This is a genomic window from Pseudomonas sp. JDS08PS003 (assembly GCF_045013505.1).
GTDB classification, from domain to species: Bacteria; Pseudomonadota; Gammaproteobacteria; order Pseudomonadales; family Pseudomonadaceae; genus Aquipseudomonas; species Aquipseudomonas protegens_B.
Genome location: NZ_CP120724.1, coordinates 3,605,180 through 3,618,682 on the forward strand (window position 1 = coordinate 3,605,180; position 13,503 = coordinate 3,618,682).

Genomic DNA, 13,503 nt, shown 5'->3' on the forward strand with positions numbered 1-13,503 from the left:
TTTGGACTTCTTCGACAGTCACAGGCGCTGCTGTTATGCCCTGGGCGTGGTGATCGCGGTCGGCGCCGCAGTGGCGCTGGGCAATTACTACCGTGTGCAGGTCGAAGACGTCTACCGCGCGAGCATCGAGATGCAGACCCGGGAGCAGGCCCAGGATCTGGAACAATGGAAATCCAACGGTTTTGCCATCGGCGCACTGTCGATCCTCGGGCGTCACAACCCCTCGCTCAAACGCATCGTCCTGGAGCCCAAGCCCTCTGCCGACCTGATGCAACGGGCCACCATTCCCCTCAAGACCCTGTCCCTGGTGGTGGACGCCAACCATGCGTTTGTCCTCAACCGCGACGGGGTGGTGGTGGCGGCCCATGACCAGCAGGGGCAGACGCCACTGGGGCTGAATGTGGCCTTCCGCCCCTACTTCAAGGTGGCCCTCAATGGTGGCAGCAGTGTCTACGGCGCCATCAGTGCCACCACCGGCACTCGCATGTTCTACATGGCGGTGCCGATCTTCGAGTCGCGTACGCGTCAGGACAAGGTGATCGGGGTGCTGGTGGCGCGTTTTGATGCCGATAGGCTCGACGCCAGCCTGAGCAAGCCGTACAGCGACGACCTGAAGATGATCCTGTCACCCAGTGGCGTGGTGCTGGCCGCCAGTTCCCCGGCCTTTGTGCTCAAGTCCGATCGGGCCTGGCCCTGGAACCGCTTCACCGGAGAGATCCGTCGCCAGTTCAGTGACTACCGGTTTGCCAACGGGGTGCCCGAGCGCTTGCCCTTCGATGCCCATCAGCCGGTGGTTCGGCTGGACGGCCGGCGCTACAGCCTGTCCCGGGTGGATTTCGACTGGAATGACCCCAGCGGTCCCTGGACCCTGATCACCCTGGGCGACCTGGATACGCTGTTGCCGGGGGAACAGGTGCTGTTGATCGAGGGGCTGAGTGCCCTGGTGTTCTTGCTCTTGCTATGGGGCGGCCTGCGGCGTCTGGCCGATGCCCGGCGGCACAAGCGCGACGTGGCGCAGATCGAGCAGAGCGAACAGCGCCTGGACATGGCCCTGCAAAGCGGGGCCCTGGGGTTGTGGGACTGGAACCTCAGCCTGGGAACGGTCATCAACAACGATGTCTGGCTGCAGATTCTCGGCTACAGCAAACAGCAGATGGAACAGGCTTTCGGCCATGGCCTGGAGCGCTGGACCGCTCTGGTGCATCCGGACGACTACGAGCCGGTCATGGCCCGGCTCAAGGCGCACCTGAACGATGAAGTCGGCGAGTACCGCGCCGAATACCGCATGCGCAACAAGGCGGGGCAATGGCTGTGGGTGCTGGACATCGGCAAGATCATGCAGCGCGACGCCAATGGGGCGCCGACGCGGGTCACCGGGGTGCTGCAGGACATCAGCGAGCGCAAGGCGGTGGAGGCGCAAATCCAGCAGTCACGACGGGATGCCGAGCGGGCGACCCAGGCCAAGTCGGAGTTTCTCGACTGCATGTCCCATGAGATCCGCACGCCGCTCAACGCAATCATCGGCATGGCTCATCTGGCACTGGACTTGCCGCTGGAGCCGGTGCAGCGCGACTACATCGAAAAGATCGACCGTGCGACCAAACACCTGGTGGGCACCATCAACGGCGTGCTTGATCTGTCGAAGATCGAAGCCGGCAAGCTGAGCATGGAGCAAGTGGGCTTCGATCTGCGGGAGCTGGTGGACGATGTGTTGCTGCTGGTCCGCCAGCGCGCGGAAGAAAAGGCGCTGCGGCTGCAGCTGGATATTCCCGCTTCACTGCCGCGCCGTTATGTCGGTGATCCACTGCGCCTGGCCCAGGTGCTGACCAACCTGGTGGACAACTCGATCAAGTTCACCGAGGCCGGCCATGTCTGCATCGGGGTGTGCCTGATGCGGCAGTGGGATCAGCAGGCCCTGCTGTGCTTCAGCGTCACCGACACGGGGGTGGGCATCAGCGACGAGCAGCAGGCCCGCTTGTTCAATGTCTTTGTCCAGGCCGACCGGTCCATCAGTCGGCGTTATGGCGGCAGCGGCCTGGGGCTGACCATCTCGAAGAAAATCGTGCAACTGATGCAAGGCGATATCTGGGTGAAAAGCCGGCCGGGGCAGGGCGCTACGTTCAAGTTCAACGTGCAGTTGAGCCTGCCGCCGGTAGCGCGTGAGGCAAACTGCACCGCGCCTGCCGGGCCATCGAGCGGCGCCGCAGCGGGGCAGGGCGCGATCAATGACCCGGCACGCTGGCTGGCGGGGACGCGGGTGCTGGTGGTCGAGGACAACCGGCTCAACCAGGAAGTGTTGCAGGGCCTGCTGCAGCGCGTCGGGGTACAGGTGGTGCTGGCGGCGAACGGCGCCGAGGCCCTACGTCTGCTGCTTGAGGAAGGGCGCTTTGACGCCGTGCTGATGGATTGTCAGATGCCGGTCATGGACGGCTTCGGCACAACCCGCAAGATTCGCGGTTATCCGCACCTGCAGTCGCTGCCGATCATCGCCGTGACTGCCAGTAGCCAGACCGATGTGCAGGGCAGGGCGCTGGCGGCCGGCATGAGCGATCTGTTGAGCAAGCCCCTGGAGGTCGCGGCGTTCTATCGGACCCTGGTGCGCTGGATCAAAGCGACGGACGTGCCGCTAGCGCAAGTTCCGGCGCCTCCGGCTACAAGCGTCTTGAACTCGACTTATGAAGGAATCGACACCGCGCGCGGGCTGGCGGTGGTGAACCAGGACCTGGCCCTGCACCGCAAACTCCTGGCCGACTTTCGTGACAGCCAGCAGCAGGTCATCGAGCGCTTGTGGCAGGCCCATGCCGCAGGCGACTTGGCCGCCATCGGCTTTCTGGCCCACAGCCTACTGGGCAATGCCGGGAGCATCGGTGCCACGGCGGTCCAAGAGGCCGCCGGGCAATTGGAGGAGCAGGCGACCGGGCCGGCAGAGCTGGGGCCGCTGATCGAGCAGCTGGCGCAGTGCCTGGAGCCAGTGCTGGCCGGCCTGGCATCCCTGCCAGCGGCGGCGGACGGGGATCAGGCACCGCAACACCGGGAACTGGACGCTGAACAAGTGTTGGCGCTGGCGCGTCTGGCCAAGCTGCTGCGCAGCCATAATGCCCAGGCCCTGGCGCTGATCGATGAGCTCTACGAGCAATACCCGTGCGGCCCTCTGCGGGCCATTCAAGAGCGGATCTACCGGTTGGAGTTCCAGCAGGCCCATGACCTGCTTGTCGACTTTGAGGGCTAGCGGGTGTTCTGGGTCAGGGCCTGATAGCGAGCCATACGGTCGGTGCAGTGCTCGACCAGGCATTGATGCAAGGCGCGCAACGACGAAGTGATCTGCGAGCGGTGCGATACCACCAGATTCAGCGGCGCCGCGTCGGACTGCCAGCCGGGCAGCAGCGGCAGCAGGCGACCGGCGAGCAGGTCCTCGACCACATTCAGCAGCGGCAGGTTGACCACGCCATGGCCGGCCACGGCCCAGCGCCGCGCCGCATCGCCATCATCACAGCAAAAATGCCCTTGCACCGGCACGTCCTCGACCTTGCCGGCCCCATGGAAACGCCAGCGGCTCTCCGGGCGGCCAATGCTGTGGCAGATGATGCATTCGTGCTCGCTCAGCTGTTCCGGCGACTCAGGCTGGCCATGCTCAGCCAGGTAATCGGGCGCGGCGCAGGCGATGAAGTAATGCTGCTTGAGCACCGGCAGCTCGACCAGATCCAGGGCCTGGTTCTTGCCGTAGCGCAACGCCGCATCGAAGCGGCCCTTGAGCAGGTCCTCTTCCTTGTCGCTCAGCGCCAGCTTGATGTACATGCGCGGCCGCTCCTGCTTGAGCCGGGCGAGCATGTCCAGCAACAGGTTGCGGCCCAGGTCGGAAGACACCGTGAGTTCCAGCATGCCGTCATCGTGGCGCAGCGAACGCTTGCCGTTGGCCAGAATCTTCAAGGCGTGCTGGGCACTTTCCAGGTAGCGTGCGCCCTCGGGGGTAAGTTTCATGGTGCGGGTGGAGCGGGTGAATAGCCGCACGCCGAGGCGGTTTTCCAGGCGCTTGAGCCCCAGGCTGGCGGCAGCCGGGGTGATCGACATGACACGAGCGGCAGGGGACAGGCCCTGCAGCTCGGCGATCAGAATGAACAGCTCCAGATCTGCGAAGTTAGGCATTGGCCAGGCTCACCATCCGTTCACCGGCCGAGAAAACTCTGTGACGAACTCAGCAAGGCCGCCGACAGTAGCTCCGGGTCGCCGGCGATGCATTGCTCGAACCCGGGCTGGCGATACATCTGGCCCATGGCTTGCGTATGTCGACTGTGGAGGTCCTCGGTGCTGGCCTGGAGCAGGCTCAGGTGGTAGTTCAGCGCCAGGGCGAACAGACGGGCCGACAGGGACAACTGCTCGCAGAGGTGCAGCTCGCTGGGGCCCTTGAGCAAGGCATCGGCGTGGGTGAGTTTCCAGGCCAGGTTGAGGATCGGGTCTTCCGGCTCGGCGTGGGCAAGAATCTCTTCAATCAGCAGCCTGCTGTTGCCCAGGGCCTGATCGATGCGGCTGCCCGGCTGATTGAGGCCCATCAGCGCCAGGCAGGCAGCGCTGCGCAAGGCTGCGGGGTCGCGCCGGCTCGGGCTGCTACGCAGCAGAATTGACAGGGTATCGAGCAGGGCCTGGAGGCGGATCTGCGGATTGCCGGCCAGTTGCAGGGACAATGCACTGACAAAACCGTCGCGCATGTCGCTGCCGGCGCAGGGTCCGGCAACGGCTTGCAGGCCATGCAGGGGTTTGTTGCGGTAGCCCAGTTGCGTTGCCACCCGCGCCAGTACCACCGGCGGCGAAATCGGCTTGGCGATGTAATCGGCGGCGCCCAGCAGCAACCCCAGGCGTTCGTCTTCGACGCTGCTGCGCGAGGTCAGGAAAATCACCGGAATGGCCGCAGTCGCGGGATGGCTCTTGAGCTCGCTGAGCACCTGGAAGCCATCCATCTCGGGCATCAGGATATCGAGAATGATTAGATCGGGGCTGGCACTGCGAGCCAGGGCCAGACCACGCTCGCTGTTCTTCGCCAGCAGCACTTCGTATTCGGTGGTCAGGGTTTTCGACAGCACGATCAACGACTGCGGATCGTCGTCGATGGCCAGGAGCGTATAGGGCTTGGGAACATGCTCTGCGGGCATGACGAGGGGCCTGAACAAAATAGGCCGGCAGTCTAGCGTATTTGGTTTATTGGCACCTAGCGTCCAGCTGCCGCAGTCACTGTGTCGTGGGGTTGTTGTTGGAACGGTTGGCTGTGGAGGAGGGGCAGGGCATTTGCAGGGGGGGGCGGCACGAAAGAAGAGAATGAATCGCCTGCTCATCCTCCGAACAACAACCGCTTTTGCCGCCAGGCCGGTGCGCTGGTGGGAAAAAGCACCTCGGTCGGCCGGAAGCGGGCGATGCCGTAGGCGGCAGCAATACGCTGGCGTTGCTGGCCCCGGACAAGCGCTTGCTGAAAACTGCTTTCGCGCTGCGCCAGCCCCAGCACATAGCCCACGCCCGCCTGGAAGTCGCCTCCATGGGCCTGCCACCAGGCTGCGATCAACTGCGGGTCGGGCCAGGGCAGATTCTCATCGGGGTCCATGGCCACATTGGCATCCTCAGGGTCGTCGTTCGGTCCTGCAGCGAAATCCGGCAGGTCCTGCAATTCCAGATCGAGTAACGCCAGGTCAGCCCCAGTAATCTGGCTGAAGGCCTCGCCGGCGACGCGGGCATGAGGCAGGTCGCTCATCTGCTGGATCAGCCAGGGCACGCTGACCGGATCGCCCAGCAGCCCAACGGCCTGGATGCCGACGCGTTGCTGCTCAGGGTTCTGTATCAACTGGCGTATCCAGGCGATGCTGTGCTCACGCCTTTGCCAGGCCAGCAATACACAGAGCGCGCGGTACTGGAACTGGCCCGGTTGCTCGGCGAACTGCCGCAGCGGCTCCAGCGCTTCCTCGTCGCCCATCTGTGCGGTGGCCCAATTGGCCCAAAAGCGCGTGGCGGTGTCCTGGTGTTGACGGTGGGTACGAATTGTCGGCATCAGGTCACGACGGCGCAGCTCGCCGGCAGTGCGGGCGGCACGTGCCAGGACGCTTGGGTCGGCGTGGGAAAGTCCGGTAAGCAGGGCAGGGCCGGGGTCGTGGCGGTGCATGCCACAGGCGGCCAGGCCGAGGCGGAGAAACAGGGGGGCGGGGGAGGCGAGCAGGCGATCAACCCAGGGCGATACCCACTTCCAGTCGAGCCAACCCAAGGCCATCAGGTAGCCGCTCTCCGTTTCTACGGCACTTCGCAAATGCTCACTGAGCCGTGACAACACCTGTGCGTTACCCGCCTCGAAGGCCAGCACCACACTGGCGAACAGCTCGCCAATAGCGTGTGGGCCAAGTTGAGCCAGCAGGGTTTCCAGGCCGCAGGTGCCGGCGACTCGAAGGCCGTCAAGGTGGGCGTCGATGCGGTCGTCGAGTTGGCTGAGGTGGTCGAAGTCGTAGTGCGGTGCGCCCAAGGCATAGTCCCGCAGGACGGCGAGGAAGCTGGCTTCTTCGACATGTTGATCCAAAATCAGCGGAATCAAATTCGAGTACATTTCAAAGTCTTGAGAAATAGTGAGTTAAGCAAGTTTCCTCCAGCGCTGCCCATCATGTACCAAAATATCCTTTTGGCCGACAGACCAAAGCGCCCCGTTTTTAGCGGATAGACAGTAGCAAGTATTGGGCTTCGGCATGTTCCAGTTGACTGGCTGCAAAGAATCTTCATCGAGAACGAATACTTCGAACAAGGTGGCTAAATATATTTTTCCTTGGTGTTCAGCAATGCTCCAGAAATCATCGGTGAACTCGTCGAGATCGATAATTTCCCATGTGTCCGCTCTACCACGCAGCAAAGTGCCTTGGCGGCCACATAAATAACAATAACCATCAGAGGCGCATATCAATGCAGTTATTTTAAAGTTGGTTGGACTGTCGATTTGCCGCCAGTTACCTTGCTCCCGCAGCCATATTTCTCCCTTCCAGCCGGCGGCATAGATTTCATCATTGGAGAAACCGCCCAGTGCTTCGAAGCCAAAAACACTGTCTTTACTCGTAGGCTTTGGGGCATGTATAGGCTGCCAAGCAGAAGATCCATGGCGTACATACACCTCTCGGGACACTCCGCATAAGTAGGTATATTCGCCTATCGAGCTTATCCCTCTGAGCATTAGCGGTGGCGGATCCATTTCTGACAAGCTGAGGGTCGAGCCGAGATAACCTTCGCCAATTTCACCCTCTTCGGATATTGCCAGCATTTGTTGTGACCGGTCGGTGGTCATGGCAACGGTATCCCAAGTCGCCTCGCCAACTTCTCGCCACTTTCCAGAGTTGTACTCCAGGAAAATCGTGTGCGAAACGTCCTGAGCATCTAGTCCTATTTCCCGAAAAGCGAAAAAAGATTTCTCTGCGTCTACGGCGGCAACATAAGCATAGTAATAATCTTCCAGCCATTCGTCAGCCATATGAATATCCGTTTATTGGGTGGTGGCTCAAGGGGAGGGTCTTCTCGCGGTACGGTTCAATACCGCCGGCTTACTTCTTCCGCTTGGTGAATGTTTTACTTTAGGGGGCTTGGTATTTGGCGGTAGCATTTTTTTATGCCCGTCGGCCAACTGTGCCGTTAGGCAGCGTTCGCTACAGTTTGACTCGGGAAACGCGCCACGAGTACTTTGGGCCGCCATGGAGGCCTCTTTACTGAATTCGCGCATATCGCCTTTCTTGACCCCAGCGATAACCCCCAGAGCTTTATGCTCGCTGTGTCGTACACCATGACTCCCATGAGTGTTCCCCCAGCCCTCAACGCACATACAAGGTGCTGAATCTTTCGAATACTCTTCCCAGCCAGGCTGGCGCTTGTTGTTACTGAACGCTCCTACAGAAAATGAGCTTTTCGGTATGACATGGTCAGGTGTTTGTGCTGGACAGCATCCAGCTACACCTGCTTCGTCCTTAGGACGGTACGGTACTAACTGACAGCGGCGAGCCGACAAGCATTTGTTTGCTTTGGCTCTTGTCGCTGCTTTGCTGGCCCAAGCGCTTTCATTGACCATTTCACCGCTCAGATCGGCCTCTTTACACACATTCTTTTCACCGTACGGTTTGTATTCCTGGCAGGATTTTCTTTCTCTTTTTTTCTCCCTTTTGCATTTTCCCTGGGTGCTCGGCGACATCTTGGAAAGGTGAGGCCAGGGAGGGGTATTACCTGGCTGTGAAGCATGGTTATGCGTCGTGATATCAAGGTGCCGTACTACGTTTTGACCTTCGAACTTCACATTCATTGACCAGGAAGTGAAGTACACCTTCCCCTTGATCTTGCTAGTGATGACCCCCTTCTTGGGGGCATTCCCAGCCTCATCCCCATAACTTGTCTTGAAGTAACTCTTGTCCTTGAGCATCACCTCTTTGCGGGTGATCTTGACCGTTCGTGTGCCCCGGGTGGTGTCCTTGGACATACCCGTATTGGGGTAGGGAATGGGCACCCCTATCGGTGTCGGCGGAGCCACGGGCGGGGTGAAGCAGACATCCGGAAAGCAGGCGACGGACTTGCCGTCGGCCGCCTTGCAGGAAATCTCCATATTGTTGGCATACACCTCGTTGGCCATCAGGCAGCCCTCACGGTCTGGTAGCTGAGCAGGGCGGCGGCGCGTTGGCCGGCGTCGTTGCCGAGGTGGCAGAAGATATTCGGGCCGTCACCGTAACCCTTGCGGCTGGCGGCCAAGGCCACGGCCAGCATCGTCGGGCCGATGGCGGCGCCGACTTCGCCGATGCAGTCGGCCGGGTGCCAGAGGTGGAAGAACTCCTTGCGCACCCGCAGGGTACGGCTCAGGGCCAGGGAGGCTTCCTTGAAGTAGTACTGCTCGCCGGAGATGTCGGTGAGCCGATAATCCATTTGCTCCAAGCCACAGCCGACTTCGCTCAGGGCAGCACGTATGGCTTGAGTCAGACCTTCGGCGCGCAGGGGAGTGTCTTCAGACTCCACGGTGGCCTTCTCCACGCCGAATCCCAGGCCGAGGCAGGCCAATTGCGGCTCTTCGCTGGCAACGGGGGCGGCCAGCACTACGGCGGCGGCGCCTTCGCCGGGGATAAATCCGTTGGAGTTCTGGCTAGTGAGCAGGCGATCGCGTGCTTCGAAAGCGGCCAGCGTCGGTCCACTCAAGAAGGAGTCGACGCCGGCAATCAGCACGTGGCGATGGCCGCCCTGGTAGATCAGCGTACGCGCATCAAGCAGGGCCACGGCAGCGCTGACCCGTCCATAGGCGATGACGTTGGAACTGAGATGAAAGCGCAGGCCCAGTTCGGCTTCGATGGCGTGTATCAACCCCTTATCGAGGCCGTCGAGGCGGCCGGGGCGCTCGACTTCCGCCACCCCCAGCAGCAGCGGGGTCTTTTCCGGATCGACGTTAGGGGTGCTTTGCAGCGCCTCGGCGATGGCGCAGGCGGCCATCTTGATCAGCTTGCTGCGCCCACGCCAGGGCTGTTCCAGAGGCACGCTGGCAGCGATCAGCCATTCGCCGCCGCAGTCGATGAAGCGGGTCTCCTGGAAGTTATCGATAGAGCAGCGGATCGCCGCGCAGCTCGCGGGTGCGCTGAGGCCAACGGCGCTGACCATGCCGGAACCGATGATGCAAAGTGCAGTAGTCATCAGTCTGTCTCCTCGGGGGCGTGCTTGGCTTTTACCAGGGAGGAGAGCGACGGGTAGTAATCCTTGCCCAGTTCGTGGGCGCGCCACCAGCCTGTGGACATAGTGCCGACCAGCACCTGAGCGATCTCGAAAATGTTGTGTCGTAGCGCACGGGAGACACGCCAGGTCAGCTGCACCTGGAGTGCGTCTGTGTCGATCAGCAGGGTGTCGATCACCGCTTGCACAGTCTCGTGACCGCCTTTTTTCAGAAAGAAGGTCACCGGCACCTCCATTTCGGGGATGCGAAAGCCTGCGCGCTCCTGGCGTGTGAGGTTGAGCAGCAACACCTCCTCGCCGCCACGCAGGTAAGGAATCTGCTGATCGTCAGGGGCTGCCTGAAAGTAGCGACGGTCGAAATCACTCGGTAGAAACGGAAAACGGTCGGCCAGCCAGGCATCGTCGTAAGTTCCAGCGAAGCGAGCACGTTGCGGCCAGCTGCGGCCGATGGGGCCAAGGGCCATAGGACGGAAGTCGCCAGAGGGACTGTCGATCGCCTTGCCCAATTCCTCGGTGCTCGGCATCGGCATGCCGACGATGGCAGCACTCCCCATGCTGCTTGGGAACCAGCCACAACCGCTCGGATTGTCCAGGTAGCAGTGACGCAATTCGGAGTCTTTCGCTATCGGATGGCTGCCGCCAAAGGCCTGGGTATAAGAGATGTCCTGCTCGATGAAGGGCTGCGGCAAGCCGGGAGAAACGCCCAGTAGCCCCAATTGCCATTGTCGGGGGCCGAGGACGGAAAAGGCCTTGCTCATCTGACCGACGCGAATGCCCGCTGCCAGCTGCCTGACGGGTCGCCCGCCTGGGGCATAGGCCTTGCCGCGCACCAGCACATCGCAGAACGGCTTGACCGGGGCGAAGTCCATTTCCTGCAGCGGGGCGCTGAGACCGGGTTCACCGAGGAAGGTATCGGCCATCAGCAGCGGTTGCTGGGTCTCGGCGAGGGTCGCCGGGCGGCCGTCCAGCGGCAGATTAAACGTGCCTTTGGCCACCACCACCAGCGATTCGCGGCCATCGGGCTCCATGCCCTGGGTATAGGCAGCAAGCAGTTTGCTGGCGTTGAGCAGTTCCATAGGCGACTACCTGTCTAGTTGATCTGCACCGAACCACCCTTGATGCGGTTGACCCCGCTGGAGCGACTGGACAGGTAGGCGCCCTGGATGATCACTTTGCCCGCGCGGGTCAGGGTGATGCTGGCCTTGCCGCAACGCAGCACGATCTCGCGTTCGGCGCGCAGTTCCAGGCGCTGGTCGTCCAGTTGCACGCTGGCAAGCGGTTCGGGCGCCATGGCCTGGCTCAGCAGGCGGCCGATCACTAGTGGGCGGGAAGGGTCGCCATCTTCGAACATCAGCGCCACTTGGCTGCCGATGTCTTCAGGGGAGAGCAGGGTGGTGCTGCGGGCGGCGATGCTCTGTTGCTCGGGGCAGCCGGGGTAGGTCACCAAGGGCGCACTGGCCTGTGGCAGGTCGAGCAGTACACCGACGACTACGCCATCGATGCGGGCCTGCGCGGGCAGTGAGTATTGAACCGTCATACGCGTTACTCCTAGTTTTGCAGGATCTTGCGTCCCTTGATCACCACGTTCTTGTTGGCCTTGATGTTGATCGCACCAGAGCCGTCTATGGTGATGTCCTTGCCGCTGATGCTGATGGTGCCGTCCTTCTTCATGACGATGCTGGCTTTGCCGGTCTTGATAGTCACCGAGTCACCGGCATCGATGACAAGGTTCTTGCCCACCGTCAGCTCATCGTCCTTGTCGATATCGGTCGTGCGTCCTGCACCGACCTGGCGCGATTCGTTTTCTTTTACCGTAGTTGAAAGATTGGCTCCGACGTCCACCGAGCGGTCGGCGCCCACATTGGTCGACTGGTAGAGGCCAACGTTGACGTTTTGGTAGGCCCCGACATTCACCGTTTGAAAGGCACCGATGACTACTTCCTGCGCGGCGCCGATGGCGATCGTCTCGTTGATACCTACCGCATGGGTGCGTTGCAGGGCCACGGTCGCGGTTTCGCTGGCGCCGACGCTGATCGTGCGGTTGCGGCCTATGCTGATCGTCTCGTTACTGCCGACGCTTTCGGTACGGTTGACGCCAATGCTGATGTCCTCGTTGTTGCCCACGCTTTCGGTGCGGTTGACGCCGATGGTGATGGTCTCGTGGTGATCGACGGTTTCGGTGCGGTCGTGTTTGACGTGCACAGTCTCGTCGTTGTCGATGGTCTTGCTGCGGTCGTGGCCGACCCAGTGGGTCTCGTCGTTCTCGACCTCGATGTCCTGATTCTTCTCGGCATGGATAAACAGTTGCTCTGCACCTTTCTTGTCCTCCATGCGGATTTCATTGAAATTGGCCGGTGAGCCGTCCTTGCTCGAACGGCTTTTCACCCCGCTCTGAGTGGCATTGGCCGGTAGCGCGTAGGGCACGGTCTGTTCGGCGTTGTAGACGCGGCCAGTGATGATCGGCCGATCCGGGTTGCCTTCGATGAAACTGACGATCACTTCCTGACCGATCCGCGGGATCTGCACCGCCCCCCAGTTTTTGCCGGCCCAGGCCTGGGACACGCGCATCCAGCAGGAGCTATTGGCATTGGATTGGTCGTGGCGGTCCCAGTAGAAATGCACTTTGACCCGGCCATACTGGTCGGTCCAAATCTCCTCGCCATCGGGGCCGACCACCACGGCGGTCTGCGGCCCGCGAACAATGGGCATGGGGGTCAGGGGGAGAGGGCGGAAGGCCTGGCTGGCATCCATGCAGTCCAGCTCGCTGGTGAACTGCTCGGACAGGTCCAACTGCGCACTTTCATAGAGTTCCTGGCGGATCTGATAGCGTGCGAACACCACCAGGTATTCGCGGTTCTGGTCCTCGCGCTCGTAGCCGGTCAGCTTGAACAAATGGCCGCAGCCCAGCCCCCGGGCGCGGCCGCGTAGCTGCACGCGCTCGAACTGGCTGTGAATGGCTTCGATGCGGGTACGCGCGTAGTGCTCGCCATCGTTGCTCTGTACGTATTCACCGGGGTAGTCGTAGAGCGGGTGGTCGCCGTTGCTGTGACTGCGCGACACACTGGAGCGCACCTCTAGTCTGGCGCGGGGGCGCTTGAAGTCGTAGTCGTTTAGCTCCAGAGAACCGGGTTGGACTTCCCGCTCAAGTTGCCAATCGTAGAAATGGTCGCGCTCGCGCATTTGCCGATCGGGCGGGAAGAAGGGCACCGAGTCATAGTCGGCCACCGTGGAGTGGGCGCCATAGGCGTCGGCAAACACCAGTACATGACGCGCCTGCTCATGGCGAAAGTAGTAATAGATGCCTTCGTGCTCCATCAACCGGCTGACGAAGTCAAAGCTGGTTTCGCGGTACTGCACGCAATATTCCCACTCGCGGTAGTTGCCGCTCAGGCTGTCTTCGAAATCGGAGTACCCGAGGTCGCGGAACACCTGCTTGATGATCTCCGGCACCGTTTTGTTCTGGAAAATCCGGCAGTCCGAAGTGCGCGTGAGCAGCCAGAACCAGGGCCGTAGGCTGACGCGGTAGCCGGCGAACTGACCGTGGCCGGTCACTTGCCGGCAGCTGCAGACAATGCCGTGGAAATAGCGTTTGCTGCTGTCGTGTAGCTCCAGGGTCAGGCCCATCGGCTTGCCCAGCAACTGGTCGAACGTGATCGCTCGGTTTTCGGAGGTGAGGTCCAATTCGTAGTGGAACAACCGCCCCAGCTCTTCGCTGCCTTCCATGCTCTGCAGCAACAGGACATCGCCGCCGAGGGGACTGTCAACCTGTACCAAACGGTTGTTTTGCGTTATTGCCATAAACGGCTTCCT

The 13,503-nt window shown here is 61.5% G+C and carries 10 protein-coding genes; 1 reads left to right on the forward strand and 9 read right to left on the reverse strand.

Annotated elements, in window-relative coordinates:
* Position 1 precedes the first annotated feature (1 nt).
* On the forward strand, positions 2-3,229 hold the full coding sequence (locus P7C00_RS16170) for an ATP-binding protein (protein WP_404940005.1): 3,228 nt from the start codon (positions 2-4) through the stop codon (positions 3,227-3,229).
* On the opposite strand, the gene P7C00_RS16175 is transcribed toward P7C00_RS16170, so the two are convergent.
* From P7C00_RS16175 to P7C00_RS16215, 9 genes are all read right to left on the reverse strand, one after another.
* Positions 3,226-4,143: a LysR family transcriptional regulator gene (locus P7C00_RS16175; RefSeq protein ID WP_236185959.1), complete on the reverse strand. Its 918-nt coding sequence runs from the start codon at positions 4,141-4,143 to the stop codon at positions 3,226-3,228. The two genes, P7C00_RS16170 and P7C00_RS16175, sit on opposite strands and share 4 nt — an antisense overlap.
* A 20-nt stretch (positions 4,144-4,163) precedes the next feature.
* The gene (locus P7C00_RS16180) at positions 4,164-5,144 is read right to left on the reverse strand and encodes a two-component system response regulator (RefSeq protein ID WP_404936833.1); all 981 of its coding nucleotides are present in this window, start codon (positions 5,142-5,144) and stop codon (positions 4,164-4,166) included.
* A gap of 176 nt (positions 5,145-5,320) precedes the next feature.
* Positions 5,321-6,571 carry a TIGR02270 family protein gene (locus P7C00_RS16185; protein WP_404936834.1) on the reverse strand — a complete coding sequence of 417 codons (1,251 nt, stop codon included), beginning with the start codon at positions 6,569-6,571 and terminating at the stop codon, positions 5,321-5,323.
* A gap of 24 nt (positions 6,572-6,595) precedes the next feature.
* The gene (locus P7C00_RS16190) at positions 6,596-7,477 is read right to left on the reverse strand and encodes a hypothetical protein (RefSeq protein WP_346632990.1); all 882 of its coding nucleotides are present in this window, start codon (positions 7,475-7,477) and stop codon (positions 6,596-6,598) included.
* A 27-nt stretch (positions 7,478-7,504) separates the two neighbouring features.
* Positions 7,505-8,617: a PAAR-like domain-containing protein gene (locus tag P7C00_RS16195; protein ID WP_346632991.1), complete on the reverse strand. Its 1,113-nt coding sequence runs from the start codon at positions 8,615-8,617 to the stop codon at positions 7,505-7,507.
* The gene (locus tag P7C00_RS16200) at positions 8,617-9,657 is read right to left on the reverse strand and encodes a hypothetical protein (RefSeq protein ID WP_346632992.1); all 1,041 of its coding nucleotides are present in this window, start codon (positions 9,655-9,657) and stop codon (positions 8,617-8,619) included. The genes P7C00_RS16195 and P7C00_RS16200 overlap by 1 nt, the downstream gene beginning before the upstream one ends.
* Entirely contained in the window at positions 9,657-10,769 is a 1,113-nt protein-coding gene (locus P7C00_RS16205; protein WP_346632993.1) for a DUF2169 domain-containing protein, read from the reverse strand. The genes P7C00_RS16200 and P7C00_RS16205 overlap by 1 nt, the downstream gene beginning before the upstream one ends.
* Before the next feature lie 14 nt (positions 10,770-10,783).
* Positions 10,784-11,230, reverse strand: coding sequence for a DUF6484 domain-containing protein (locus P7C00_RS16210; protein WP_346632994.1), 447 nt, complete (start codon positions 11,228-11,230; stop codon positions 10,784-10,786).
* 11 nt (positions 11,231-11,241) lie between these two features.
* The gene (locus tag P7C00_RS16215; RefSeq protein WP_404936835.1) at positions 11,242-13,491 is read right to left on the reverse strand and encodes a type VI secretion system Vgr family protein; all 2,250 of its coding nucleotides are present in this window, start codon (positions 13,489-13,491) and stop codon (positions 11,242-11,244) included.
* Positions 13,492-13,503: the final 12 nt, after the last annotated feature.